Annotated in this window: 22 protein-coding genes and 2 tRNA genes; 18 read left to right on the plus strand and 6 right to left on the minus strand. The window is 73.2% G+C overall.

Translation table 11 applies throughout. From position 1 onward, the window contains the following. The first annotated feature begins 105 nt into the window (after positions 1 to 105). Positions 106 to 651: a SigE family RNA polymerase sigma factor gene (locus ACFYXU_RS31010; protein ID WP_329856167.1), complete on the plus strand. Its 546-nt coding sequence runs from the start codon at positions 106 to 108 to the stop codon at positions 649 to 651. A 137-nt stretch (positions 652 to 788) separates the two neighbouring features. Next, the gene (locus tag ACFYXU_RS31015; protein ID WP_376507590.1) at positions 789 to 2441 is read left to right on the plus strand and encodes a long-chain fatty acid--CoA ligase; all 1653 of its coding nucleotides are present in this window, start codon (positions 789 to 791) and stop codon (positions 2439 to 2441) included. A gap of 190 nt (positions 2442 to 2631) precedes the next feature. Here the strand turns inward: ACFYXU_RS31015 and ACFYXU_RS31020 are convergent, their stop codons facing one another. Beyond that, positions 2632 to 6459: a PAS domain-containing protein gene (locus ACFYXU_RS31020; protein ID WP_389461012.1), complete on the minus strand. Its 3828-nt coding sequence runs from the start codon at positions 6457 to 6459 to the stop codon at positions 2632 to 2634. A 112-nt stretch (positions 6460 to 6571) separates the two neighbouring features. Next, positions 6572 to 7018: an SSI family serine proteinase inhibitor gene (locus ACFYXU_RS31025; RefSeq protein ID WP_389407884.1), complete on the minus strand. Its 447-nt coding sequence runs from the start codon at positions 7016 to 7018 to the stop codon at positions 6572 to 6574. 206 nt (positions 7019 to 7224) lie between these two features. On the opposite strand from ACFYXU_RS31025, the gene ACFYXU_RS31030 reads away from it, so the two are divergent. The 4 genes from ACFYXU_RS31030 to ACFYXU_RS31045 all read left to right on the plus strand — a co-directional run bounded on the left by ACFYXU_RS31030 (position 7225) and on the right by ACFYXU_RS31045 (position 9133). Then, a tRNA-Ser gene (locus ACFYXU_RS31030) sits at positions 7225 to 7315 on the plus strand. A gap of 384 nt (positions 7316 to 7699) precedes the next feature. Further along, positions 7700 to 7772, plus strand: a tRNA-Arg gene (locus ACFYXU_RS31035). Between the two features lie 458 nt (positions 7773 to 8230). Continuing rightward, positions 8231 to 8494, plus strand: a complete 264-nt coding sequence (locus ACFYXU_RS31040) for a hypothetical protein (protein ID WP_389461014.1) — start codon at positions 8231 to 8233, stop codon at positions 8492 to 8494. Positions 8495 to 8866: 372 nt separating this feature from the next. Continuing rightward, entirely contained in the window at positions 8867 to 9133 is a 267-nt protein-coding gene (locus ACFYXU_RS31045; protein ID WP_376507607.1) for a hypothetical protein, read from the plus strand. 157 nt (positions 9134 to 9290) lie between these two features. On the opposite strand, the gene ACFYXU_RS31050 is transcribed toward ACFYXU_RS31045, so the two are convergent. Together ACFYXU_RS31050 and ACFYXU_RS31055 are read right to left on the minus strand one after the other, a co-directional pair. Beyond that, on the minus strand, positions 9291 to 10490 hold the full coding sequence (locus ACFYXU_RS31050; RefSeq protein ID WP_389461016.1) for an NAD(P)/FAD-dependent oxidoreductase: 1200 nt from the start codon (positions 10488 to 10490) through the stop codon (positions 9291 to 9293). Between the two features lie 82 nt (positions 10491 to 10572). Further along, entirely contained in the window at positions 10573 to 11520 is a 948-nt protein-coding gene (locus ACFYXU_RS31055) for an RNA polymerase sigma-70 factor (protein WP_389461018.1), read from the minus strand. 103 nt (positions 11521 to 11623) lie between these two features. Between ACFYXU_RS31055 and ACFYXU_RS31060 the strand changes: the two genes are divergently transcribed. The 11 genes from ACFYXU_RS31060 (at position 11624) to ACFYXU_RS31110 (ending at position 23758) form a co-directional block, all read left to right on the plus strand. Next, positions 11624 to 11989: a PH domain-containing protein gene (locus ACFYXU_RS31060; protein ID WP_329856176.1), complete on the plus strand. Its 366-nt coding sequence runs from the start codon at positions 11624 to 11626 to the stop codon at positions 11987 to 11989. A gap of 213 nt (positions 11990 to 12202) precedes the next feature. After that, positions 12203 to 13030 carry a BRO family protein gene (locus ACFYXU_RS31065; RefSeq protein ID WP_389407903.1) on the plus strand — a complete coding sequence of 276 codons (828 nt, stop codon included), beginning with the start codon at positions 12203 to 12205 and terminating at the stop codon, positions 13028 to 13030. A gap of 88 nt (positions 13031 to 13118) precedes the next feature. Then, a complete protein-coding gene (locus ACFYXU_RS31070; RefSeq protein ID WP_389461135.1) occupies positions 13119 to 13985 on the plus strand; it encodes a DUF2797 domain-containing protein in 867 nt (288 codons plus the stop codon). A gap of 120 nt (positions 13986 to 14105) precedes the next feature. Then, a complete protein-coding gene (locus ACFYXU_RS31075; RefSeq protein WP_329856180.1) occupies positions 14106 to 14441 on the plus strand; it encodes an antibiotic biosynthesis monooxygenase in 336 nt (111 codons plus the stop codon). Then, entirely contained in the window at positions 14428 to 15384 is a 957-nt protein-coding gene (locus tag ACFYXU_RS31080; protein ID WP_389461020.1) for an amidohydrolase family protein, read from the plus strand. The genes ACFYXU_RS31075 and ACFYXU_RS31080 overlap by 14 nt, the downstream gene beginning before the upstream one ends. Before the next feature lie 94 nt (positions 15385 to 15478). Beyond that, positions 15479 to 16222, plus strand: coding sequence for a response regulator transcription factor (locus ACFYXU_RS31085; protein WP_389461022.1), 744 nt, complete (start codon positions 15479 to 15481; stop codon positions 16220 to 16222). 137 nt (positions 16223 to 16359) lie between these two features. Then, entirely contained in the window at positions 16360 to 17889 is a 1530-nt protein-coding gene (locus ACFYXU_RS31090) for a sensor histidine kinase (RefSeq protein WP_389461024.1), read from the plus strand. A 26-nt stretch (positions 17890 to 17915) separates the two neighbouring features. Beyond that, positions 17916 to 19175 carry a glycosyltransferase gene (locus ACFYXU_RS31095; protein WP_389461026.1) on the plus strand — a complete coding sequence of 420 codons (1260 nt, stop codon included), beginning with the start codon at positions 17916 to 17918 and terminating at the stop codon, positions 19173 to 19175. Next, on the plus strand, positions 19172 to 21373 hold the full coding sequence (locus tag ACFYXU_RS31100) for a glycosyltransferase family 39 protein (protein WP_389461028.1): 2202 nt from the start codon (positions 19172 to 19174) through the stop codon (positions 21371 to 21373). The genes ACFYXU_RS31095 and ACFYXU_RS31100 overlap by 4 nt, the downstream gene beginning before the upstream one ends. Before the next feature lie 76 nt (positions 21374 to 21449). Then, positions 21450 to 22949: an MFS transporter gene (locus ACFYXU_RS31105; RefSeq protein ID WP_389461030.1), complete on the plus strand. Its 1500-nt coding sequence runs from the start codon at positions 21450 to 21452 to the stop codon at positions 22947 to 22949. A gap of 35 nt (positions 22950 to 22984) precedes the next feature. Next, positions 22985 to 23758, plus strand: coding sequence for a TetR/AcrR family transcriptional regulator (locus ACFYXU_RS31110; RefSeq protein ID WP_376507619.1), 774 nt, complete (start codon positions 22985 to 22987; stop codon positions 23756 to 23758). Positions 23759 to 23957: 199 nt separating this feature from the next. Here ACFYXU_RS31110 and ACFYXU_RS31115 read toward each other — a convergent pair whose 3' ends face one another. Then, positions 23958 to 25553, minus strand: a complete 1596-nt coding sequence (locus tag ACFYXU_RS31115) for an MDR family MFS transporter (protein WP_389407909.1) — start codon at positions 25551 to 25553, stop codon at positions 23958 to 23960. A 14-nt stretch (positions 25554 to 25567) separates the two neighbouring features. Then, positions 25568 to 26017 carry a MarR family transcriptional regulator gene (locus tag ACFYXU_RS31120; RefSeq protein WP_329856193.1) on the minus strand — a complete coding sequence of 150 codons (450 nt, stop codon included), beginning with the start codon at positions 26015 to 26017 and terminating at the stop codon, positions 25568 to 25570. Positions 26018 to 26177: 160 nt separating this feature from the next. Here ACFYXU_RS31120 and ACFYXU_RS31125 point away from each other — a divergent pair, with 160 nt between their 5' ends. Then, a complete protein-coding gene (locus ACFYXU_RS31125) occupies positions 26178 to 26411 on the plus strand; it encodes a hypothetical protein (RefSeq protein ID WP_361397119.1) in 234 nt (77 codons plus the stop codon). Positions 26412 to 26461 lie beyond the last annotated feature (50 nt).

Consider the following 26461-nt stretch of genomic DNA (forward strand, 5'->3'; position numbering starts at 1 on the left):
ACCCAGAGGAGGTGAAGCTGTCCCCACCCCTACAACCTGAGGCGGACGGCGGGTCGGGACCTGGGGCCGATCCGCCGGACGGCCCCGCCCTCCTAGCGTGGAGCCATGACTCCGCCACCCTCTGGCCCCGTCTGCGCCGGTGCCTCGCAGTACGCGTCGTACCCGACCTTCTCCTCGTACGTACGGGCGCGTGGGCCCGTACTCCTGCGCACCGCGCGCTCCCTCACCGCCAACCCCTCGGACGCGGAGGACCTCCTCCAGACCGCGCTCGCCAAGACCTTCGTGGCCTGGGAGCGCATCGAGGACCACCGCGCCCTGGACGGCTACGTCCGCCGCGCGCTGCTGAACACCCGTACGTCGCAGTGGCGCAAGCGCAAGGTCGACGAGTTCGCGTGCGAGGAGCTGCCCGAGCCGGCCGGCCTCCCGGAGCCGGACCCCGCCGAGCGGCAGGCGCTGCACGACGCGATGTGGCGCGCGGTCCTGAAGCTCCCGGAGCGCCAGCGCCAGATGGTGGTCCTGCGGTACTACGAGGACCTGAGCGAGGCGCAGACGGCCGAGGTGCTCGGGGTGTCGGTCGGCACGGTCAAGAGCGCGGTGTCCCGGGCGCTCGGCAAGCTCCGCGAGGACCCCGAGCTGACGCCCGTGCGGTAGCCACGCAGCGGTGACCGCCCGCTTCTGCCAGTGATCACTGGCAATTTGCGTACTCTCGGGTAGTGACATACCGCGCGGTACGTGCGCAGAATCTGGACACCCCTTCTGCCACGTAGCGCCCACCGGGAGGACGCCCCGTGTACAGCACCATGCAGGACGTACAACTGACCGTGAGCCGCATCCTCCAGCACGGGATGACGATCCACGGGAAGTCCACCATCACCACCTGGACGGGCGAGCCCGAGCCGCAGCGCCGCACGTTCGCCGAGGCCGGAACACGCGCGCACCAGCTGGCCCACGCCCTGCGCGACGAACTCGGCGTCACCGGCGACCAGCGCGTCGCCACCCTCATGTGGAACAACTCCGAGCACGTCGAGGCGTACTTCGCGATCCCCTCGATGGGCGCGGTGCTCCACACCCTCAACCTCCGCCTGCCCCCGGAGCAGCTGGTCTGGATCGTCAACCACGCCGCCGACCGGGTCGTCCTGGTCAACGGCTCCCTGCTCCCGCTCCTCGCCCCGCTGCTGCCGCACCTGCCGACGGTCGAGCACGTCGTCGTCGCGGGCCCGGGCGACCGCTCCCTGCTGGACGGCACCGCCCCGCGCGTCCACGACTACGAGGAGCTGATCGCCGGCCGCCCGACCGCGTACGACTGGCCCGATCTGGACGAGCGCACGGCCGCCGCCATGTGCTACACCTCCGGCACCACCGGCGACCCCAAGGGCGTCGTCTACTCGCACCGCTCGATCTACCTGCACTCCATGCAGGTGAACATGGCCGAGTCGATGGGCCTCAGCGACCGGGACACGACCCTGGTCGTCGTCCCGCAGTTCCACGTCAACGCCTGGGGCCTGCCGCACGCCACCTTCATGACCGGCATCAACATGCTCATGCCGGACCGGTTCCTCCAGCCGGCCCCGCTCGCCGACATGATCGAGCGCGAGAGGCCGACCCACGCCGCCGCCGTCCCCACGATCTGGCAGGGACTGCTCGCCGAGGTCACCGAGAACCCCCGCGACCTCACCTCGATGACCCAGGTCACCATCGGCGGCGCCGCCTGTCCGCCCTCCCTCATGGAGGCGTACGACCGGCTCGGCGTCCGGCTCTGCCACGCCTGGGGCATGACCGAGACCTCCCCGCTGGGCACGATGGCCCACCCGCCGCACGGCCTCACCGCCGAGGAGGAGTGGCCGTACCGCATCACGCAGGGACGGTTCCCCGCCGGGGTGGAGGCGCGCCTCGTCGGCCCCGGCGGCGAACACCTCCCCTGGGACGGGGAGTCGGCGGGCGAGCTGGAGGTGCGCGGCACCTGGATCGCGGGCTCGTACTTCGGCGGCGTCGGCGCCGAGGAGATCCGCCCGGCCGACAAGTTCAGCGAGGACGGCTGGCTCAAGACCGGCGACGTCGGCGTGATCGGCCCGGACGGCTTCCTCACCCTCACGGACCGGGCCAAGGACGTCATCAAGTCGGGCGGCGAGTGGATCTCCAGCGTCGAGCTGGAGAACGCCCTCATGGCGCACCCGGCGGTCGCCGAGGCCGCCGTCGTCGCGGTGCCGGACGAGAAGTGGGGCGAGCGTCCGCTCGCGACCGTCGTCCTCAAGGACGGCGCGACGGCCGACTACGAGACGCTGCGGGCCTTCCTCGCGGACGAGGGCGGCATCGCGAAGTGGCAGCTGCCGGAGCGGTGGGCGATCGTGCCGGCGGTGCCGAAGACGAGCGTCGGCAAGTTCGACAAGAAGGTCATCCGCAAGCAGTACGCGGAGGGCGGGCTGGACGTCACCCAGCTGTAGCGCCCCCGACGCCGCCCCGGTGCCCGACGTCCGTCGGGCACCGCCGACGTCCACCGGGCGCCACCGACGTCGCCCCGGCGCCACCAGCGGTCATCGGGTGCCCCCGACGTCCACCGGGCGCCCCGACGTCCACCTGGCGCCACCCACCTCCGTCCGGCGTCACCGATCGGCACCGACCGGCCCCGCGGGGCTAGTTGGTGCCGATCTTCGCGAGCAGGTCGACGATCCGGGCCTGGACCTCGGCGCTGTTCGCGCGCTCGGCGAGGAACAGCACCGTCTCGCCGGAGTCCAGCTTCGCCAGCTCCTCCTCGACGAGCTCGGCCGAGGTGTAGACGACGAGCGGCGTGCGGTTCAGCTGACCGTTCGCGCGCAGCCAGTCGATGATCCCGGCCCGGCGGCGGCGCACCTGCATCAGGTCCATCACCACCAGGTTCGGCCGGGTCCGGGTCGCCAGCGTGACGGCCTCCGTGTCCGTGGCCGCCCGCGCGACCTGCATCCCGCGCCGCTCCAGGGTGGCCGCGAGCGCCTCCGCGATGGACTCGTGCTCCTCGATCAGCAGGACCCGGGACGGGTGCTGCTCGCTGTCCCGGGGCGCCAGCGCCTTGAGGAGTACGGCCGGGTCGGCGCCGTACGCCGCCTCCCGGGTCGCCTGCCCGAGCCCGGCCGCCAGCAGTACCGGCACCTCGGCGGCGACGGCCGCCTGACGCAGCGACTGCAACGCGGTCCGGGTGATCGGCCCGGTCAGCGGGTCGACGAAGAGCGCGGCCGGGAAGGCGGCGATCTGCGCGTCGACCTCCTCGCGGGAGTGCACGATCACCGGCCGGTAGCCGCGGTCGCTCAGCGCCTGCTGCGTGGAGACGTCGGGCGCGGGCCAGACGAGCAGCCTGCGGGGGTTGTCGAGGGGCTCCGGGGGCAGCTCGTCGTCGACGGGACGCGGGGCGGGCCGGTTGGCGACCTCGACCGCGCCGCCGGGACCGTCCAGCGGCTCGGGCCCCTCGGCGGAGCCCTCGGCGGGTGCTCCTATGGCGTAGGCGCGGCCCTCGGCCGGGGTGTCGTGCGGCGAGGGGGCCGGCGCGGTCGGCTGCGGGTGCGGCCTGGCCTCGGCCACGGGGGCGGCCGCGGCCGGCGGGTCGACCTCGGGCGGGGTGGCGAGCCTGCGGCGGCGCCCCGAGCCGTTGGAGGCCCCGGGAGGGGCGGCGGGAGTCGCCGTCGAGGACGGAGGCACGAACGGGACGCCCTGCCCAAGGGTCCGGACGCTGAACGCCCGCCCCTGGGTGGAGTCCTGCGACACCGTCGCCGGCATCGGCAGCTCGGGCGGCAGCGGTACGGAGCCGGTCCCGGTGCCCGCGGGCTCCTGCGGGGCCGGTGCCGGTGCCGGTGCCGGGGCCGGGGTCGAGGCCGAGGTCAGGCTCGGGTTCGCGGACTCCGGGCGCGGGACCGCCACGGCCCGGCGCCGCCCGGTCGGCCCGGCCGGCGTCGCGCCCTCGGACTGCGGATGCGGCTGCGGCGTCGTGTGGTCGGCGCCCGGGACACCGCGTACGGCCTCGTGCTGTCCCTCGTCGGAGACGGGCAGCGGGCCGGACCCGGGGGCGTCGGCCGGGAGCTCCGGTCCGGCGTCGCGGTCGGCGTCGGCGGGCGGCAGCGCGAACGGGGTGCGGGGCCCGGCCTCGGCCGCGGCGGCCCGCTCCTGGGCGGCGGCCAGGGCGCGGCGGCGGCGTCCGCTAGGCTGCGCCGGAGCCTCCTCCGGGGCGGGTCCGGAGGCGACGGCGGGCAGCGCGAGGGCGGAGTGCGCGGGCGCCCCGGCCGGGTCGACGGGCACGCCCTGCGGCGGCACGGCCGCGCCGAGCGCGGCACGGCCCTGGGCGCCCTCGGCGGCAGTCACCACGGAGCCCTCGGCGGGCCGTCCCCGACGGCGCCCGGTGGGCTCCACGGGGGCGGGGGCGAGGGCCGGGGCGCCGGACGACACCGGGACGGCGGCGTCCGCCGCGGAGTTCTGCTGGGCGGGGATCAGCTCGGCGGGACCGGCGGCCTCTCCCGTACGGGCGCGGCGGCGACCACTCGGCTCGGCGTCGGCCTCGGGCGCGACCGCGCTCTCCAGGAAGGCGTCGGTCGAGCCGCGCCGGGCGCGCCGCCGTCCACCGCCGGGGACCTCGGCCCCCGGCGCGGAGGACCCGCCCGCGCCGGACCCGGCGGCGGGCACGGGCCCGGAGACGGACGGGGGTACCGGACCGGAGGCGGGCACGGACCCGGAGACGGACGCGGGCCCGGAGACGGACGCGGGCACAGGACCGGCCGCCAGCGCGAGGCCGGATCCGGGGGCGGATCCGGAGCCGGATCCGGGGCCGTGCGGTCCCTCGCCGGGCCCCGGGGCCGGTTCCACCGCGGGTTCCGAGGCCTGCGCGGGCAGTGCCAGGGCCTCGCGGCCGCCCGAGGGCCCGTCGCCCCGCGGCTCGGGCGCCGGCGCGGGCACGGTGCCCCGGCCGGCGCCGACCGGCACCTCCAGGACGTACGCCCCGCCGCTCGTGCCCGGCACCTCGTGGGTCTGCACGACTCCGCCGTGCGCCGCCACGATGCCGCGCACCACGGGCCCGTGCACCGGGTCCCCGCCCGCGTACGGGCCGCGGACCTCGATGCGGACGACGTCACCGCGCTGGGCGGCCGCGACCACGATCGTGGAGTCGCTCGGGGTGCGGTCCGCCTTGCTCTTGCCGGTCGCGTCGACACCGGCGACGTCCGCCACGAGGTGCGCGAGCGCGGTCGTCAGGCGGGCCGCGTCCACCTCGGCCTCGATGGGCGGCGCGTGCACGGCGAACTGGGCGCGGCCCGGCCCGATCAGCTCCACGGCGCCGTCGATGCCGCCGGACACGATCCCGTCGAGCAGCACCACCGCCTTGTCGAGCCGCTCGTCCCCCGCGTCCAGCCGCTGGTAGCCGAGGACGTTGTCGACCAGGGCCGTCATCCGGGCGTAGCCGGCGGACAGGTGGTGCAGGACCTGGTTGGCCTCGGGCCACAGCTGGCCGGCGTCGTCGGCGGCGAGGGTGCCCAGCTGGGTGCGGAGTTCGTCGAGGGGACCGCGCAGCGACTCGGCGAGGACGGCGGTCAGCTGCTCGTGGCGGGCGGCGAGGGAGGCGTACCGCTCCGCCTGCGTCTCGCGCTCGGCCGCGTGCCGCTCGGCGCGGTCGGCGAGCTCGGCGGCGTGCTCCTCGACGAGCTGCTCGTACGGCCTGCGGTCGGTGAACGTCATCACCGCGCCGACGAGCTGGTCCCCGTCCCGCACCGGAGCGGTCGTCAGGTCGACCGGCACCCGGGTGCCCTTCTTCGCCCACAGGACCTGCCCCCGGACCCGGTGCTTGCGCCCGGACTTGAGGGTGTCGGCGAGCGGGGACTCCTCGTACGGGAAGGGCTCGCCGTCGGCGCGCTCGGCGAGGATCAGCGGGTGCAGCTCCTGGCCGCCGAGCTCACCGGCGCGGTAGCCGAGGATCTGGGCGGCGGCCGGGTTCACGAGGACGACGCGGCCGTCCGTGTCGGTGCCGACGACGCCCTCGGACGCGGCCCGCAGGATCATCTCGGTCTGCCGCTGCGAGCGGGCGAGTTCGGCCTCGGTGTCGAGGGTCCCCGTGAGGTCCCGCACGACCAGCATGAGCAGCTCGTCGCCGGTGTACCCGCCGTACGAGTCGTAGGCCTCGCGGCCGTCCTCCAGGCTGGCGCTGGTCACCTCGACCGGGAACTCGGAGCCGTCCGTGCGGCGGGCGATCATCCGGGTCGGCTTGGTGCGCCCTCGCTCGTCGGCGCCGTCGGGGCGGCGCATGGAGCCGGGGATGAGGCGCGAGTCGAAGGTCGGCAGGAGATCCAGCAGGCCGCGCCCGACGAGCGCGGTGCCGGGCGTCTCGAACATGCCGAGGGCGATGGTGTTGGCGTTGACGACCGTGCCGTTGCAATTGACGAGCACCAGGCCGTCGGGGAGGGCGTCGAGTATGGCTGCGAGGCGAGCAGCGCCTCGGGATGGCCTGCTGCTCACGACGACGCTTCCTCCCAGACGCACTGCACGTGCTCGTCCTATCGGCCCGGCCCCATCTTGCCCCTCGGGCCGCTGCCTGTCACTGAGGGGAGTCTAAGGGAGCCTCGGGGGGTCACCCCCGGACCAGGGGAAGCAGAGGCTCCAGATTCTCCCAACGGGCGATCTCGCAGCCGTTGGCGCGGGAGAAGCGCGCGTCGACCTCACGGCCCTGCCAGGTGCCGGTGACGTGGGCGAGAGCGGGCCCGCCGTACATCTGGGTGCACATCTGGTCCTCGGGGACGGGCCGGAACGGATCGGCGCCCTCCTTCGCCAGCTGGTCCAGGCGCGTACAGGCGTCCCGCGCGTCCGGGTGACTGCCCCCGGCCCGCCCCTCGCAGGTGAGGTCGTAGGTGCCGTCGGCCAGCGGACGGCCGCTCTTCTCGATGGTGACCGTCAGCGCGTCGGAGGGCGGCGCGAACAGCCCGAGCGGCGGCAGGGGGCCGAGGCCGCCGGTCCCGAGGGCGGCGGTGGCGAGGGAGGCGAGGACGAGGCTGCGCAGCATGCGGATCTCCAGGAACACGGGAAGCACGGGAAGGCGTGGTGCCGCTTCCTCTAACGCTCCGGCCGCCCCGGCGTTGCGCAAGCGGGGTGCGCCGAACGGCACGACGGGGCCGGCCGGGCTTTGCCCTGAACCCCGGAGGGCTAGTACGGTGAGAATCGATTGGTGACAGCGGGTGCGCCTGTGTCATCATCTGCACGCACCACCCGCGCATGCGCGAGGTGCGAGGAGGCGTCGCCTAGTCCGGTCTATGGCGCCGCACTGCTAATGCGGTTTGGGTCTTAAAGCCCATCGAGGGTTCAAATCCCTCCGCCTCCGCCCCACACCGAAGCCCCGGCCCCCAAGGCCGGGGCTTCGGCCGTTCCGGACCAGGCCGCCCGGCCACTTCTCCGCGGACGCTGTGGTGTGGACCTGCGATCGGACCCGTCACCGGGCGCCGCTGTCGAGCCCCGCACCTTCGAGTCTCGCCCTCGATCCGGACGATGTGACCCCGGTCTCTTTCGGTGCGATTTCCCCTCGCGAGCCCCCGCCGGGCCCCCTCGCCCAGGACTCCCCGTCCGGCCCCCGCCTCGGCGTTTTCGCAGGTCACAAGGGGTGAGGGGAATGGATTTCACATGACGGCGGGACTCATGTAATGTTCTTCCTGTCGCCGGGACAGCGGGCCGAAAGGGCCGGGGAAACGGAGACAAAAACTAAAAACAAGCACTCGTAGCTTAACGGATAGAGCATCTGACTACGGATCAGAAGGTTGCAGGTTCGAATCCTGCCGAGTGCACACAGGCAAGAGGCCCGGACGAGAGTCCGGGCCTCTTGCGTTGTGCAGGAGGGGGCCACATGAGGTTCAAAACTGGAGTAGCGGGTCTGACCGCTGTAGTGATGGCGGCCTTGGCGGGGTGCGGGACCCAGGCAGCCGCGGGTCTGGAAGACGCGGAACAAGTGACGCCGGCTCGCACCGCTCTGCCGAGCACCGCTCCGGCGAGGGAGAACATGCAGCTCGCTTCTGCGGAGCTGCAAGGCCGATGGTGGACGTGGGCGGCCTCGGAGCCCGACGCGACCAACGCTGTCGCCGACACGGACGGGAGCGCGTGCGGACGCAATCAACCGCACGACGTGTGGTTCCTGGCCGGAACCTTCGGCGGCCACGTCGAGCGCACGTGCGAGGTTCCCGCCGGTCGTCCGATCGCCGCGCCTGTCGTCAATCTCTTCGGAGACCCTCAGAACTGTGCGGCCTTCATGAGCAGCGCGCAGGGGGCCGTGCTCCTCGACGGCAAGGCGGTCGAGCCGGAGACGTACACGGGTGACTCGATCACGGTGGAGGGCGCTCCAGGCAACCCGGTCACCGGGGAGGAAGGGCGCTTCGCGGTGACAGGGTGCGGCCTGTGGGTGCAGCTGCCGCCCCTTGCTTCCGGGAAGCACTCCCTGAAGATCCGTGGCCGGTCAGGCGACTTCTCGACCGGCGTGGACTACGCGCTGACCGCCACCGCCGCGTCGGCCTAGGCCAGCCGCTTGGCAGAAGAGACCCCGGGACGCTCCCGGGGGTCTGTTCTGTACTTCAAAGCCACTTCGGGCAGTTCAGCCGGTGCCACCCATCGCCTCGAACACCTGCCGCTGGGACTGCGATGCGATCTCGTCTGGGATCGGGAGGCCTTTAGCGTCTCTCCAGGTCCTTGAAGCAGCCGGTGTGGACGCCGCTGGCCGATCCCGCTAGAGCTGCAGATCAAAAGGTTGCTGGTTCGAACTGCAGAGTGCACACAGATGAGAGGCCCCGGACGACGGTCCGGGGCTCTTGCGTTGGGCGGCAGCGGGTTCGGCTGGCATCATCCTCGGGCGGCTGCCGGGTACGGCGGTGTTCAGGGGAGGGGATCGGCTGTGGTGGTGGGTATCGGGCTGTTCGTGCTGGGGCTGGCCGGCACGGTGTGGGGGGCCATGGCTCTCTTCAACCTGCGCGGCACGGTGGACAAGGCGGTGGCGCGGCGCAACGCCGTCAGGGCCGTGACCGCCGCGCGGACGATGGACCTGGGCCTCACCGAGCCGTCGCGGCTCGGGGGCTGGTTCTTCCGGCTCATGGGCGGCATCGTGTTCGTCGGCTCGCCGCTGCTCGCGCTCGCCGGTCTCGTCATCGCCACGCTCGACTGACGGACGGCTCGCCGGCTCGGCCTACCAAGGCGGGCCGGCGGGCGCCCCTGGTTCGACGGGTTGGCCCGCGAGCCGAGCCCCCGGTCCCTCCCGCGCCGGCTTCGGGCCCTGTGGGGGCCGGAGTTGCCGGGGAGGCGGGGGCTCCGGCAGCGTTCGTTCAGGCCGCCGTGGTGGTCGGGGTGGTGCGGGCCGTCGGGGTGGGCAGGACGTGGCGGCGGCGGGTCGGGAGGCCCAGGGTCGGGTTGGCGACGCCCCAGACCGCGGCCTTGCAGATCAGTTCCTTGTAGCCGGCGGCGAACCGGCCCGTGAGGGTCGCGCCGATCGAGCGGTCGTCGGCCGTGACGTACTGGATCAGACCCTGCCGGCGGCCCAGCGAGATGCACTGGTTGAAGTAGCGCGGCGCGGTCTTCGGAAGCTTTCCGCCCGTGAGGCGGGCCGCGATGGCGTCGGCCGCCTGCCAGGCCATGGGGGCGCCCGACGCGCACGACATCCGGAGCGGCTTGTCGCCGGGGCCCATGGCGAGGGCCGCGTCGCCGACGGCGTACACGTCGGGGTGCGAGACCGAGCGCATCGTCGCGTCCACCACGATCCGGCCGGTGTCGGTGACCTCCAGGGTGGTGGCCCGTGCGATCGGGTGGACGGCGAAGCCGGTGGTCCAGACGGTGACCGCGGCCGGGAGGGCGGTGCCGTCGCCCGTGGTCACGCGGTCCGCGCCGACCGCCGTCACGTCGGCGTGCTCGTGCGCCGTGATGCCGAGGCGGCCGAAGACCTTCCGTACGTGCGCGCTGCCCCTGGGCGAGAGCCAGTCGCCGAGCCCGCCGCGGGCGGCGAGGACGACGTCGAGGTCCGGGCGGGCCTCGGCGATCTCCGTCGCGGCCTCCAGGCCGGTGAGGCCGCCGCCGACGACGACCACCGACTCCCCGGCCCCCAGGCCGGCCAGCCGGTCGCGCAGCCGGAGCGCGCCGGGGCGGCTGGAGACCTCGTGGGCGTGCTCGGCGGTGCCGGCGACCCCCTGGGTGTCCCAGCCGCTGCCGAGGGCGTAGACGAGGGTGTCGTACTCCAGTTCCTCGGTGCCGTTCCCCGCGGTGACGGAGACCGTCTTCCGGTCGGCGTCGACGGCGGTCACCGTGGCCAGCCGCAGCTCGACGCCCGTTCCCGCGAACATCTCGGCGAACGGCCGGGGCGTGAGGTCCTGGCCGGCCGCGAGCTGGTGCAGCCGGACGCGCTCGACGAAGTCGGGCTCGGGGTTCACGAGGGTGAGGGCGACGTCCTCGCGGTGGAGCTGCCTGGCGAGGCGTCCGGCGGCGATGGCTCCGGTGTAGCCGGCTCCGAGGACGATGATCCGGTGCTGCTGCATGTGCCTGCTCCTGTCTCGCGCGGTGTCGCCCCTTGAACCGGGCGGCCCGACGATTCCTGACAGGTTTACGATGTGACCTGGGTTACAGCATCGAGCGCAGTAGGGGGGCGCCGTGCTCCGTGGCCGCCCAGTGCCGCGTCGCGCGCTCCAGCTTGTCCGGGTTGACCTGGTTGCGGAAGGCGGTGATCCCGTCCGGCGTGACCTCCAGGCACATCACGCCGACGACCCGGCCGTCGACCACCGCCACCACGGCGGGCGCGCCGTTGGCGGTCGTGGCGTAGACGTCGGGCGAGCCGCCGACCATCTTGCGCTTGGCGATGCCGGGCTTGAACAGGCCCCGCAGGAAGGTGGCGACCGCGACGGCGCCCTCGAAGGCCCTGGCGCGCGCGGGGACCTTGCCGCCGCCGTCGCCGATCGCGACGGCGTCGCCCGTGAGCAGGCGTACGAGCGGCTCGGTGCGGCCGCTGGTGGCGGCCGCGAGGAACTCCTCGACGATCCGCCGGGCCTCGGCCCCGTCGATCTCGGTGCGGGTCCTGCCGTCGGCGACGTGCTTCTTCGCGCGGTGGAAGATCTGCTGGCTGGCGGACTCGGTGAGGTCGAGGATCTCGGCGATCTCCCGGTGCGGGTAGTCGAAGGCCTCCCGCAGCACGTACACCGCGCGCTCGTCGGGGGAGAGGCGCTCCATGACGACGAGGACCGCGTACGAGACGGACTCGCGCTGCTCGGCGGTGTCGGCGGGGCCGAGCATCGGGTCGCCCGCGAAGAGCGGCTCGGGCAGCCACTCGCCGACGTAGGTCTCGCGCCGGGCGCGGGCCGAGGTCAGCTGGTTGAGGCAGAGGTTGGTGAGGACCTTCGTCAGCCAGGCCTCGGGGACCTCGACGCGTGCGATGTCGGCGGCCTGCCAGCGCAGGAAGGTGTCCTGCACGGCGTCCTCGGCCTCGCTCGCCGAGCCGAGGAGGCGGTAGGCGATGGCCTCCAGGCGCGGCCTGGCGGCCTCGAAGCGCTCGACGTCGTTCACGGTCAGGCCCATGGTCCGGATCCTAGTCCGTGACCCTTTCGGCGTAGCGGGCGTTCCGGTGGGGGAGTTAGGGTCGGATGATCTTTCTTTCTCATCGGATGTGGGGGTTTGGGACATGGCGCTCTTCGGGAACGCGCACGCGATCGATCCGGCGCAGGCGCAGCAGGACTTCGCACGGCTGCTCGGACAGGGCGAGCAGGTGCACGCCGCGTACCTGCTGATCCGCGACACGATCTTCTTCACCGACCGTCGGCTCGTGCTCGTCGACAAGCAGGGGATCACCGGCAAGAAGGTCGAGTACCACTCGATCCCGTACCGGAGCATCACGCACTTCGCCGTGGAGACGGCCGGCACCTTCGACCTGGACGCCGAGCTGAAGATCTGGATCTCGGGCACCCAGCTGCCGGTCACGAAGACCTTCACCAAGGGCGTCGACATCTACGAGGTGCAGGCGATCCTCACGCAGTTCGTCGCCAAGTAGGTCGTCGCCAAGTAGGTCGTCGTCACGTAGTCCGTCGTCACGTAGGCGGTCGCTACTTGAGCCGTCCTCACGTCGGCCGTCGTCACGGCAGCCGGTGAAGGGGAGGGTTCTCGGTGGAATCACCGAGAACCCTCCCCTTTTGGGTGAACCTGTCTGATTTGCATGTCAGTTGAATATGCCCTCGGCCTAGCTTGCAGGCGGAGGTGATGATCGATGGACGCGATCGACATCGATGACCTGGCGTACGTCGCGACGGGAGCGCGCCCCCGGCGGCTGACCGCCCCGGACGGGACCCACTGGTTCCCTGTGGTGGACGTGGCGAAACAGCTGGGGTACGCGGGGACGCGGGAGGCGCTGCGGACCGTGACGCTGCCCGAGGAGTGCCTGGCGGCCGCGCGGGACATCGGCGGGGCCGAGGGCGCGCCCGGCCGGTCCTCCGGGATCCGCGGGTCGACCCGGATGGTGAGCCTGGAGGGGCTGGTCCAGCTCGTCGTGGCGTGCCGCAGACCGGAGGCCGGGCCGTTCCGGGCGTGGACGGCGGGGGTCGTGGCGGCGGTCCAGCGGTACGGCGGGTACGGGCTCGAACCCTCCCCGGTCCACTCCGGGTTCCTGCTGCCGCCGGAGCTCGTCGACGTCCTCGTCCGGCTGGAGGGCCTGTTCGACGAGCGGGCCGCCCCGTACGCCGAGCACGTCGCCTACGCGGAGCTGCTCCGCGAGACCCGGCAGAGCCTCTCCAGGGTCGCCGACTCCCTGGAGCGCCTCGCCGTCCCCCGGCAGCGCACCGGCGCCGCCGTCGCGCTCACCCCGCAGGAGCTCGTGGAGTCCTGGGCCGTCGCCGGGGACGTGCGGACGGTGGCCTCCTGTCTGGCGCCCGGGCTGGTGCGGGGCGGGGTGCGCTACCGGCCGCAGGACGTGACCCGCCGCACCGGACTCTCCGGCGAGCGCGTCCGGGACTGCGTGCGCCTCCTGCTCGACCGGGGCTGCATGCGCGAGGTGGGCACCCCGGACCCGGACGGGACCCGCATCTACGTGCTGCCCTGAGGAGTGGTGGCCCCGAGGGCTCCGGGCCGGGCACCGGAAGCGGAGGTGTCGGAGACTGGACACCTGAGCTGGGCAGAGAGGCGTGCGCGTGGAGTGGTGGTGCGGGGGGATCGGCTGGGCCGGCGGGGTGCCCGGGCTGCGGTGGCGGGGCGGGCGGGTCAGCCCGCTCACGTACGGGCAGCGGCTCGCCTTCCGGGCCGTCGGGGTCCGGCGGTGCCCCGGGGCCCGCGGGAACCCGTGCCCGCTGGAGGCCGTCGTGCCCGGCCGCGCCACCGGCGGCCGGTGCCCGGAGTGCGCGCGGCTCGACCGGGCCCACTCCGTCGCGGCCGACACGATCGCCGACGACCCGCGGCCGTACCGCGTCTACCTGGCCTGGTTCGGGCCCGGGATGAGCAAGGTCGGGATCACGGGCGAGGCCCGCGGCGAGGCGCGGCTCCTGGAGCAGGGCGCGGTCGCGTTCAGCTGGCTCGGCCGGGGTCCGCTGATGGCCGCCCGGCGCACCGAGGAGGTGCTGCGGCAGGCCCTCGGCGTGCCCGACCGGGTGCCGTACGAGCGGAAGCGGGCCGCCCGGCACGCCCTGCCGCCCGCCCCGGAGCGGGTCCGCGAGGTCGAGGAGCTGTACCGGCGGGCCCGTGCGGTGGGCGGATGGACGGAGACCCTGGAGCCGCTGGAGTTCGCCGCGCGCGACCACGCGGGGGCGTTCGGCCTCGACGGGCTGCCGGCCCTCGACGGCACGGTGACCGAGCTGGTCGGCGGTGGCGTCGTGACCGGCCGGCTGCTCGCCGCCGCCGGTCCCGACCTGCACCTCCTCGTCCCCGACGGGCGCTGCCTCGCGCTGGACACCCGGCTCATGGGCGGCTGGATCCTGGAGGCCGCGGGGGAGGAGGACGGCCTCTCGGTGCCGGTGACGGCGGCGGCCGGGGCGGCCTCCGGGGCGCAGGAAGGCCTCTTCTGACCTCGCCCGCCGGTCCGCTCCGACCCCGCGCTGACCCGCGCTGATCCGCTTCGTAAAGTCTTGGATCCCTTTCCCCGGCCGCCGTGGACATCCCGCCGCCGCCCCGGCGAGGGTGATCACATGACCCCGAAACTGGTGGCGGGCCTCGAACCGCCCTACTACACCGCTGTGTTCACCTCCGTCCGCGCCGACGCCCCCGAGGGATACGCCGAGACGGCGACCCGGATGCAGGAGCTCGTGCAGGACCTCCCGGGCTTCCTCGGCCACGAGTCGGCCCGCACCCCCGGCGGCATCGGCATCACCGTCGCCTACTTCCGCGACCTGGAGTCCCTGGACGCCTGGCGCCTCCACAGCGAGCACCAGGCCGCCAAGGCGCACGGCCGGAAGCACTGGTACGACAGCTACAGCGTCCACATCGGCAAGGTCGAGCGGAGCTACGGCCATGAGCGCGAGTGACGCCGACGGCCTGCCGGAGCGCCTCGACGGCGTGGCGCCGTCGGACCCGCTCGGCGCCGTCGCTCCGCCCGAGCAGCTCGACATCGCCGGCCTGGTGGCGCGGCTCGGTCTCCCCGGACTCGTCGACGTGCACACGCACTTCATGCCGCAGAACGTCCTCGACAAGGTCTGGGCGTACTTCGACGCCGTCGGTCCCCTCACCGGCATCTCCTGGCCCATCACCTATCGCGAGGAGGAGGAGCGGCGGCTCGCCCTCCTGCGCGGCTTCGGCGTGGTCGCCTTCACCGCGATGCTCTACCCGCACAAGCCCGGCATGGCCGCCTGGCTGAACTCCTGGGCCGCCGACTTCGCGGCCCGCACCCCGGACTGTCTGCACACGGCGACGCTCTTCCCCGAACCGGACGCCGACGTGTACGTCCACCAGGCGCTCGACGCCGGAGCCCAAGTCTTCAAGGTGCACATCCAGGTCGGGGACTTCGACCCGAACCTCCCCGAACTCGACGTTGCCTGGGGCGCCCTGGAGGACAGCGGCACGCCCGTCGTCGTGCACTGCGGCTCGGGGCCGAGTCCGGGCAGGTTCACCGGTCCCGGGCCCATGGGGCGGCTGCTCGCCCGGTATCCCCGGCTGCGGGCGATCGTCGCCCACATGGGGATGCCGGAGTACGGCGACTTCCTGGACCTGGCCCAGCGGTACGAGGGCGTCCACCTCGACACGACCATGGCCTTCACGGACTTCAGCGAGCGGCTCGCGCCGTTCCCCGGGACCGAGCGCGCCCGGCTCGTCGACCTCGGCGACCGCATCCTGCTCGGCTCGGACTTCCCGAACATCCCGTACCCGTACGGCCATCAGCTCCACGCGCTCGAACGGCTCGGGCTCGGGGACGACTGGCTCCGGCGTGTCCTGTACGAGAACGGAGCCGCGCTGTTTCACGTGAAACCGTGATCCTCGATCCTCCGCCGGTCCGGCGGAGCCCTTTCTCAGGGAATTCACAGGAAAGGGAAAGAGGCCTCTCAGCGGCGGCGGAGACCGTGATGCCATGACCGTCACCACACGCCGCACGAGCACCCACGCCGACATGCTCCGCGCGGACGGAACCGCCGTCCGGGTCCTCGTCGTCGACGACGAGGCCTCGCTCTCCGAACTGCTCTCCATGGCGCTGCGCTACGAGGGCTGGCAGGTCCGCAGTGCCGGGGACGGGGCCGCCGCCCTCCGCTTCGCGCGCGAGTTCCGGCCCGACGCCGTCATCCTCGACATCATGCTCCCGGACGTCGACGGGCTGAGCCTGCTCGGCTCGATCCGCCGCGAGCTGCCCGACGTCCCCGTGCTGTTCCTGACCGCGAGGGACGCCGTCGAGGACCGCATCGCCGGGCTCACCGCCGGCGGGGACGACTACGTCACCAAGCCCTTCAGCCTGGAGGAGGTCGTCGCCCGGCTGCGCGGCCTCATCCGCAGGTCCGGGACCGCGCAGACGCGCAGCGAGTCCCTGCTCGCCGTGGGGGACCTGACCCTGGACGAGGACAGCCACGAAGTCACCCGGGGCGGCGACTCCATCCACCTCACCGCGACGGAGTTCGAGCTGCTCCGGTACCTCATGCGCAATCCGCGCCGGGTGCTCAGCAAGGCGCAGATCCTCGACCGGGTCTGGTCCTACGACTTCGGCGGCCAGGCCAACGTGGTCGAGCTCTACATCTCCTACCTGCGCCGGAAGATCGACGCAGGCCGCTCGCCGATGATCCACACCCGGCGTGGGGCGGGCTACCTGATCAAGCCGGGCGAGTAGCGCCCGTGCGCGGAGGGCGTGGAGAGCGCGGGGGGCGCGGAGCACGCGGAGAGAGCGGACGGGGCCCGGGCCTCCTGCGACAAGGGCGGTCCTGGTCGTTGCGGACGCGGCTCGTCCGACGGGGGCGGCCCTGGTCGTTGCGGACGCGGCTCGTCGTCTCGGCGGTGGCCCTGATCGCCGTCGTCGCGACCGTGATCGGGACGGTGACGACCATAGCGTTCCGGTCGTACCTGTACGACCAGGCGGACGAGCAGGTCCACACCGTCGCGATGCGCGCGGCGGGTCCGCCCTCCGTCATGGTCCCGCGCCCCGGCATGCCCGACCCGGTCCGGACGAAGGAACCGCTCGCCTTCATACAGGGAGGCACCCCCATCGGGACGGTCGGAGCGGTCCTCACGGACGGCGAGATCACCACGGCCGGGTACTCGAAGGAGGCGGAGAACAGCGGGACCTCCGCGTGGCGCCCCCGGACCGCCGCCCTCGACGAGACCCAGCGGGCCGCGCTCGCCGCCGTGCCCCGGGACGGCCGGCCGCACACCGTCGACCTGCCCGGCGGCCTCGGCGCGTACCGGGTCGAGTACGTCTCCGGGGTCCACGGCCAGTACCTCGCGGGCATCCCCCTCACCGAGGTCGAGGACGCGCTCTCGACCCTCGTCCTCGTCGAGGTGAGCGTCACCGCGGCCGGGCTCGTCGCGGCCCTGCTCGCCGGGACCGTGCTCGTCCGGATCGCCCTCAACCCGCTGCGCAGGGTCGCCACCACCGCCCGCCAGGTCGCCCGGCTCCCGCTGCACAGCGGGGAGGTGGCGCTCCACCAGCGCGTCCCGGAGGCGGAGGCCGACCCGCGCACCGAGGTGGGCCAGGTCGGCGCGGCCCTCAACCGGATGCTCGACCACGTCCACTCGGCCCTCGACGCCCGCCAGCAGAGCGAGACCCGGGTCCGGCAGTTCGTCGCGGACGCCAGCCACGAGCTGCGCACCCCGCTCGCCTCGATCCGGGGCTACGCGGAGCTCACCCGGCGCGGCCGCGAGGAGTGCGGGCCCGACACCCGGCACGCCCTCGGCCGGATCGAGTCCGAGGCGACCCGGATGACGGGCCTCGTCGAGGACCTGCTGCTGCTCGCCCGGCTCGACGCCGGCCGGCCCCTCTCGTACGAGACCACCGATCTTGTCCCGCTCGTCGTGGACACCGTCGGCGACGCCCGCGCCGCGGGCCCGGACCACCACTGGCGCCTCGAACTGCCCGAGCGCGAGGCCCTCGTACGGGCCGACGGCGCCCGGCTCCAGCAGGTCCTGGTCAACCTCCTCGCCAACGCCCGCACCCACACGCCGCCCGGCACCCGGGTCACCGCACGCGTCCGCACCGAGGCCTCGGCGGTCCGCGTGGACGTCGAGGACGACGGTCCGGGCATCCCGCCCGAGCTGCTCCCCTCGGTCTTCGAGCGTTTCGCGCGCGGCGACGCCTCGCGCTCCCGGCACGCCGGATCCACCGGCCTCGGCCTCGCCATCGTCCGCGCCGTCGTGCTCGCGCACGACGGTGACGTGACGGTCGCGAGCGCTCCGGGCCGCACGGTCTTCACCGTCATGCTGCCCGCGGAGCGGGGAGCCGGGGACGCCCCGGGGGAATCGCCGCACTCACAGGCGGGGCACAGGCTCATCACACAGCCGTGACAGCGGGGCCCGGAAGGGTCCGTGTCATGCGAACCCAAACCCTCGGGGAAGCCCTTCCCGCCCGGGAGCACCTGCCGGTGAACGTCGCCGGACGGCCCGTCCTGGACGTGGTGATCCCCGTCTACAACGAGGAGAAGGACCTGGAGCCGTGCGTCCGCCGGCTCCACGAGCACCTCCTGCGGACCTTCCCGTACGGCTTCCGGATCACCGTCGCCGACAACGCCTCCACGGACTCGACGCCCGCCGTCGCCGCCGCCCTCGCGGCCGAGGTGGCCGAGGTGCGCTCCGTACGTCTGGAGCAGAAGGGGCGCGGCCGGGCGCTGCGGACGGTGTGGTCCGCCTCGGAGGCGCCGGTCCTCGCCTACATGGACGTGGACCTGTCCACCGACCTGAACGCGCTGCTCCCGCTGGTCGCGCCGCTCATCTCCGGCCACTCGGACCTGGCGATCGGCTCGCGGCTGGCCCGCTCCTCGCGGGTGGTGCGCGGGCCGAAGCGGGAGTTCATCTCGCGGGCCTACAACCTGATCCTGCGCTCCTCGCTCGCCGCGCGGTTCTCCGACGCGCAGTGCGGTTTCAAGGCCATACGGCGCGAGGTCGCCGAGCGGCTGCTCCCGATGGTCGAGGACACCGGCTGGTTCTTCGACACCGAGATGCTGGTCCTGGCCGAGCGGGCCGGGCTGCGCATCCACGAGGTGCCGGTCGACTGGGTCGACGACCCCGACTCCACGGTGCACCTCGTGAGGACCGCGACGGACGACCTGAAGGGCGTGTGGCGGGTCGGGCGGGCCCTCGCGACGGGCTCGCTGCCGCTCGACCGGCTCGCCCGGCCGTTCGGCGACGACCCCCGGGACCGCGACCTGAACGGCGTGCCGGGCGGCCTCGCCCGCCAGCTCGTCGGCTTCTGCGTGGTGGGGGTGCTGTCCACGCTCTTCTACCTCGCGCTGTACTCGGCCTTCCGTCTCGGCGTCGGCCCGCAGCCGGCCAACGCGGCCGCGCTCCTCGTGTCCGCCGTCGCCAACACGGCGGCCAACCGGCGCCTCACCTTCGGCGTACGGGGCCGGGACCGGGCCGTCCGTCACCAGGCGCAGGGTCTGGTGGTGTTCGCGATCGGCCTGGCCCTGACCAGCGGTTCGCTCGCGGCCCTCGGCGCGGCGACCGGCGATCCCGCGCACTCCACCGAGCTCGCCGTCCTGATCGTCGCCAACCTCGCCGCGACCGTCCTGCGCTTCCTCCTCTTCCGGCTCTGGGTCTTCCCCGAGCGGCCGACCTCAAGGAACGAACGATGACCACCCTCGCCCCCGCCGTCCCCGCGGCGCCCCGCTCCGGCCGGCTCGCCCGGCTGTGGCGCGGGCGCGCCGAGGACGCCCCCTGGGTCCGGCCCGCCTTCCTCGGCCTGCTCGCCGCCACCGCGCTGCTCTACCTGTGGAACCTGGGCGCCTCCGGCTACGCCAACTCCTTCTACTCCGCCGCCGTGCAGGCGGGCGGCGAGAGCTGGAAGGCCTTCTTCTTCGGCTCGCTGGACGCGGCCAACGCCATCACCGTCGACAAGCCGCCGGCCGCGCTCTGGCCGATGGCGCTGTCGGTCCGTCTCTTCGGGCTCGGCTCCTGGCAGATCCTGGTGCCCGAGGTGCTCATGGGCGTGGGCACCGTCGCCGTGCTCTACGCGGCCGTGCGACGGCGGTTCGGCGCGGGCGCGGGTCTGATCGCGGGCGGGGTCCTCGCGCTGACGCCGGTCGCCGCGCTGATGTTCCGCTTCAACAACCCGGACGCCCTGCTGGCGCTGCTGATGACGGTCGCGGTGTACTGCGTGCTGCGCGCCCTGGAGCAGGACCGGGGCGCCGCGAAGTGGCTGGTGTGGGCGGGGGTGGCGTTCGGGTTCGCGTTCCTCGCGAAGACCCTCCAGGCCTTCCTGATCCTGCCGCCGCTCGCGCTGGTGTACCTGGTGTGCGCGCCGGGCGGGTTCGCGCGGCGGCTCGGCCGGCTGGGGCTCGGGGGGCTCGCGGTGCTCGTCTCGGCGGGCTGGTGGGTGGCCCTGGTCGAGCTGTGGCCGGCGTCCTCCCGGCCGTACGTCGGAGGCTCGCAGAACAACAGCTTCCTGGAGCTGACCTTCGGCTACAACGGCCTCGGCCGCATCAACGGCGACGAGACCGGCAGTGTCGGCGGCGGGGGCGGTCCCGGCGGGATGGGCGGGGGCCGCTGGGGCGAGACCGGCGTCCTCCGGATGTTCAACGACTCGGTGGGCGGTCAGATCTCCTGGCTGCTTCCGGCCGCTCTGGTCCTGCTCGTCGCGGGGCTCGTCGTCACCCGGCGTGCGCCCCGGACGGACACGGCGCGCTCCGCGTTCCTGGTGTGGGGCGGGGCGCTCCTGATGACGCTCGCGGTGTTCAGCTTCATGGCCGGCATCTTCCACGAGTACTACACGGTGGCCCTGGCTCCGTACCTCGCGGCGCTCGTCGGCATGGGTGCGGCGGTGCTGTGGGAGGAGCGCACGCGGTGGGCGGCCTCGGCGGCGCTCGCGGTGACGGTGGCGGTGACGGCCTGGTGGGCCTGGACGCTGCTCGGCCGGACGCCGGACTGGCTGCCGTGGCTGCGCTGGACGGTGCTGGTGGCGGGGGCGGCGGCCGCGCTGGGGCTGCTCCTCGCCGGCCGGGTCGACCGGCGGTTCGGGCTCGCGGCGGCGGGTCTCGGGCTTGCGGCGGGGCTCGCGGGGCCGTTCGCGTACACCCTGGCGACGGTGGACGCCGGTCACCAGGGCTCGATCGTCACGGCGGGCCCGGCGGGCGGTGCGATGGGCGGTCGCGGCCCGGGCGGCGGCCGGTTCTTCGAGGGCGGGCCGATGCGCGGCGGCGGGACGCCGGGCGGCGGGCAGGGCGGACAGATGCCCGGGGGCCAAGGCGGCCAGGGCGGACAGATGCCCGGCGGGCAGGGCGGCCGGATGCCGGGAGGCCAGGGCGGTCAGATGCCGGGTGGCGGTCAGATGCCCGGTGGCCAGGGTGGTGGCATGCCCCTCGGCACCCCGCCCGGCGGTGCGGGCCTGGAGGGCTTCGGCCCCGGTGGCAACCGGCGCGCCGGTGCCGGCGGCGGGATGGGCGGTCTGCTCAACGGCGCCACGGTCGGAGCGGGGGCGAAGGCGGCCCTGCTCGCGGACTCCGGCTCGTACACCTGGGTCGCGGCCACGGTCGGCGCGCAGAACGCCGCCAGCTACCAGCTCGCCACGGAGAAGCCGGTCATGGCGATCGGCGGCTTCAACGGCAGCGACCCGTCCCCGACGCTCGCCCAGTTCAAGCAGTACGTCGCCGAGGGGCGGATCCACTACTTCGTCGGCGGCGAGGGCGGCGGGACCGCCGGTGAGGGAGGGGGCGGCCGAGGCGGCTTCGGCGGGCCCGGCGGCGGCAACTCCGCGATCTCCACGTGGGTGTCGGAGACCTTCGAGAAGGTCACGGTCGACGGCGCCACCTTGTACGACCTGACCCGTCCCCAGTAAATCGCTATACAGCGTACGAGAGCCCTTGTACGGTGTACGAGCCTTGGTCTCGTACACCGTATAGGAGTCTCCTGCCATGACAGCTACCGGCGGCCATCCGCAGCGCTGGCTGATCCTCGGCGTCATCTGTCTCGCCCAGCTCACCGTGCTGCTCGACAACACCGTGCTCAGCGTCGCCATCCCCTCGCTGACCTCCGAACTCCACGCCTCCACCACCGACATCCAGTGGATGATCAACGCGTACTCGCTCGTCCAGTCCGGCCTGCTGCTCACCGCGGGGAACGCCGCCGACCGCTACGGCCGCAAGAAGCTCCTCGCCGCCGGTCTCGCGCTCTTCGGCCTCGGCTCGCTCGCCGCCGGCCTCGCCGGCTCCACCGGGCAGCTGATCGCCGCCCGCGCGGGCATGGGCGTCGGCGGCGCGCTCCTCATGACGACGACCCTCGCCGTCGTCATGCAGATCTTCGACGACTCCGAGCGGGTGAAGGCCATCGCGCTCTGGTCCACCGTCGCCTCGCTCGGCTTCGCCGGCGGCCCGCTGATCGGCGGCGTCATCCTCGACCACTTCTGGTGGGGAATGATCTTCCTGATCAACATCCCGGTGGCGGTCCTCGCGCTCGTCGCCGTCCTCAAGCTCGTCCCGGAGTCCAAGAACCCGCAGGGCGAGCGCCCCGACCTGCTCGGCGCGCTGCTCTCCACCCTCGGCATGACCGCCGTCGTGTACGCGATCATCAGCGGCCCCGAGCACGGCTGGCTCTCCGCCCCGGTGCTCGTCCCGGCCGCGGTCGGCGTCGCCGGTCTGGGCGCCTTCGCCCTGTGGGAGCTGCACACCCCGTACCCCATGCTCGACATGCACTTCTTCCGGAACCAGAAGTTCATCGGCGCCATCGGCGGCTCGATCCTGGTCGTCTTCGGCATGGGCGGCTCGCTCTTCCTGCTCACCCAGCACCTGCAGTTCGTCCTCGGGTACGAGCCGCTCGAAGCCGGTCTGCGGATGGCGCCGCTCGCCCTGACGATCGTCGGCCTCAACCTGACCGGCGTCGGCCCCCGGATCGTCGTGAAGCTCGGCACCCCGCCCACGGTCGTGCTCGGCATGACGCTGGTCGCGGCCGGACTCACCTCGATCTCGCTGCTCGGCGGCGGTACGGACGGCAGCTACTGGGGGATGCTGCTCGGCCTGGTCCTGATGGGCGTCGGCATCGCGGTCGCCTCCCCGGCCATGGCCAACGCGGTGATGAGCGCGATCCCGCCGGAGAAGGCGGGCGTGGGCGCCGGCATCAACGGCACCCTGGCCGAGTTCGGCAACGGCCTGGGCGTCGCCGTGCTCGGCGCCGTGCTCAACGCCCGCTTCGCCGCGCTGGTCGCCGTGACCGCCAGCTCGCTCCCGGCCGCGCTGGCCGCCGCGGGCGGCGACGCCGAGCGCCGGCAGATCTCGGACGCCTTCGCCTCCGGCCTCCAGACCAGCCAGCTGGTCGGCGCGATCGCCGTCTTCGCCGGCGGTCTGCTCGCGGCGGCGCTGCTCAGGCGGGCCGAACGCGCGGAGAAGGCCGTGGCGTCCGAGCGGGCGGTCGCTGCCTAGCATGGTCACGGACCGCTGACAGACGGAGGAACGCGATGGTCAAGGCAGCCGATCGGGCCAGGGACCCGGCGCGTTCCAGCGTCTGGCTGGAGAAGAGGGCCGCCCGCAGCGGTGGCGGCCCGGCCGGGCTCGACCGGGACCGGATCGTCGCCGCCTCGATCCGGATGCTCGACGAGGAGGGCCTGGCCAAGCTGTCGATGCGCAAGCTGGCGACCGAGCTGAACGTCACGGCGATGTCCCTCTACTGGTACGTGGACACCAAGGACGACATCCTCGAGTACGCCACGGACAGCGTCTACGGGGAGATCGACCTCGCCGCGGTCGACGCCGCCGGGGACTGGCGGGACCGGATCCGCCTGCTCGCCCTGGACTACCGGCGGATGCTGGTCCGCCACGCCTGGTTGTCACCGAGCGCCGGCCAGTACCTGAACATCGGCCCGAACGCGATCGCCGTCGGGCAGAAGATCCACGAGACGGTCGCGGAGACCGGGCTGCCGCTGGACCGGCGGCCGAGCGCGATGTCGGCGGTCTTCCAGTTCGTGTACGGCTACGGGACGATCGAGTCCCAGTTCGGCCGGCGCGCGGCGGAGGCCGGCATGTCGCAGGACGACTTCTACGTGGAGTCGGTGAACGCCTTCCGCGACGACGAGGACTTCGCGGAGCAGGTGGAGGGGCTGAGGGAGATCCTCGACGAGCGGACCTCGCACGGCAGCCTCAGCGTCATCTGGGACCGCGACTTCGGCTACGCCCTGGACGTACTGATCGCGGGCATCGAGGTCATGGTCGCGCGCGAGGCCCCGCGCGGCTGAGAGCGGCCGCGGCGGGCCGCGACGGCTGAGACCGGCCGCGACGGCTGAGACCGGCCGCGGCGGGTGAGACCGGCCGCGGGGTTAACACCGGCCGCGGCGGGCCGCGACGCAGAAATGACGGAGCGGCGGGCCGTCCCCTGCCCGCCGCTCCGTCCTCGGCCCGGCCGCGCCTCCGCTCGAAGCGAGGCCGGGAGCTCTTCTACTTGGCTTCCGCCTTCTCCGCGTTGCTCTTCAGCGCGACTTCCTTGATGAACAGGGTCACCACGAAGGCGAGCAGCGCGAACGGCGCGGAGTAGAGGAAGACGTCGGCGACACCGTGGCCGTACGCGTCCTCCATGACCGTGCGGATCGGGGCCGGCAGCTTGTCCATGTCGGGGATGCCACCGCCCGAGCCGCCCTTGCCCATGGCGGCCGCGGCCTTCGGACCGAGCTCGGTCAGGCCCTCCTTGACGTAGTCCGTGACCCGGTGGGCCATGACCGCGCCGAGCGCCGAGACACCGATCGCACCGCCCAGGGAGCGGAAGAAGGTGACGGTGGAGGAGGCGGCGCCGAGGTCGGCGGGGGCCACCTGGTTCTGGGTGCAGAGCACCAGGTTCTGCATCATCATGCCGAGGCCGAGGCCGAGGACCGCCATGAAGATCGCGATGTGCCAGTACGCCGTGTCGTAGCGGATCGTGCCGAGCAGGCCGAGGCCGCCGGCCGCCAGGGCGCCACCACTGACCAGCCAGGCCTTCCAGCGGCCGGTCTTGGTGATGACCAGACCGGAGACGGTGGAGGAGATGAACAGGCCACTGATCATCGGGATGGTGAGGACGCCGGACATGGTCGGCGACTCGTTCCGGGCCAGCTGGAAGTACTGGCTGAAGAAGACCGTGCCGGCGAACATCGCGACGCCCACGGCGAGCGAGGCCAGCGAGGCGAGGGTGATCGTCCGGTTGCGGAAGAGGCGGAGCGGGATGATCGGCTCGCTCGCCTTGGACTCGACGAGCACGAAGACCGCGCCGAGGAGGATCGAGCCGCCGACCATCGCGGCCGTCTGCCAGGACATCCAGTCGTACTTGTCGCCCGCGAAGGTGACCCACACGAGGAGCAGCGAGACGGCGGCGCTGATGAAGAAGGCGCCCGCCCAGTCGACCTTGACCTGGCGCTTCACGACGGGGAGCTTCAGGGTCTTCTGCAGGACGATCAGCGCGATGATCGCGAAGGGCACGCCGACGTAGAAGCACCAGCGCCAGCCGAGCCAGTCGGTGTCGGTGATGACGCCGCCGAGGAGCGGGCCGCCGACGGTGGCGACGGCGAAGGTCGCGCCGAGGTAGCCGCTGTAGCGGCCGCGCTCACGCGGGGCGATCATCGCGGCCAGGATGATCTGGGAGAGGGCGGTCAGACCGCCGACGCCGACGCCCTGGACGACACGGCAGGCGATGAGCATGCCGGTGCTCTGCGAGAGACCGGCGACGATCGAGCCCGTGACGTAGATGATCAGGGCTATCTGGACGAGCAGCTTCTTGGAGAAGAGGTCCGCGAGCTTGCCCCAGAGCGGGGTGGTCGCGGTCATCGCCAGGAGCGCGGCCGTGACGACCCAGGTGTAGGCGGACTGGCCGCCGCCGAGGTCGGTGATGATCTGGGGGAGGGCGTTGGAGACGATCGTCGAGGACAGGATGGCGACGAACATGCCGAGCAGCAGCCCGGACAGCGCCTCCATGATCTGCCGGTGCGTCATCGGGGCGGTCTCGCCGCCACCGCCGGTACCGGTGACGCCGTCCCGCGCACCGGTGTCGGGCGTGGTCGTAGCCATGAACTTCCTTTTTCTCAAGCGTGGTGGGCCTGGGCCCGGCAGTCCCCGAAGGAGTCGCGGAGGCGGGCGAGCAGGTGGGTGAGGAGTTCGACGTCGTCGTCGGACCACTCCGAGAGGTGACGCGAGAAGGCCTCGGTCACACGGCCGTCGAGTTCGCCGAGCTTCGCGTGGCCCGGTTCCGTGAGCCGCAGGATGCGGGAGCGCTTGTCGTCCGGGTCGGGCAGTCGCTCGATCCAGCCGCGTTCCACCGTGTGCGCCACATGGCGGCTGCACACGGACATGTCGACGGCCATCAGCTCGGCGAGGCGGCTCATCCGCATGTCGCCGTGGTGCTTGACCAGGGCGAGCACGGCCGCCGAGCCGCCCTGGCAGTCGACGGGCAGGACACGGGCGAGCCCGCGCTTCACGGCTCCGATCGCACTCACCGAGCGGGCGAGATCCTCGTACCGGTTCCGCGTCGCCATCGGGCACCCCCTGTCCATCTTGTTGCTTAGAGCAACCATAGAGATGGATGGTTGCTTCAGGCAAACTAAATCGGTCAAACGGCGCTAAAGAATCGGCAAAGCCGGATCGGCGGTGCCGGGGCTTGGGCCCGCCACCCCGTCTTCGCTAGGGTCCTGGCCCATGGCACACAACCCCCAAGCACCGTACGGCCAGGGCCAGCCCCCTCAGGGCCCCGAGGGTTACGACCCCGCCGGCAGCACGCAGATGTTCCGCGCCTTCGTCGACGAGGGCACCCCGCAGCAGCGGCAGCCGCAGGCCGCGGCCCAGTCGGGCGGCCCGCGCGTCGGCCTGATCGTGGGCGTCGTCGCGGTGATCGTCGTCCTGGCGGCCGTCGCCTGGCTGGCCCTGGGCTGAACCTCCGACCCCCCGAGAGGAGGGGCCGGTCCGCGTCGAGCGGACCGGCC

Source organism: Streptomyces sp. NPDC002232, assembly GCF_042890295.1.
Lineage (GTDB): Bacteria > Actinomycetota > Actinomycetes > Streptomycetales > Streptomycetaceae > Streptomyces.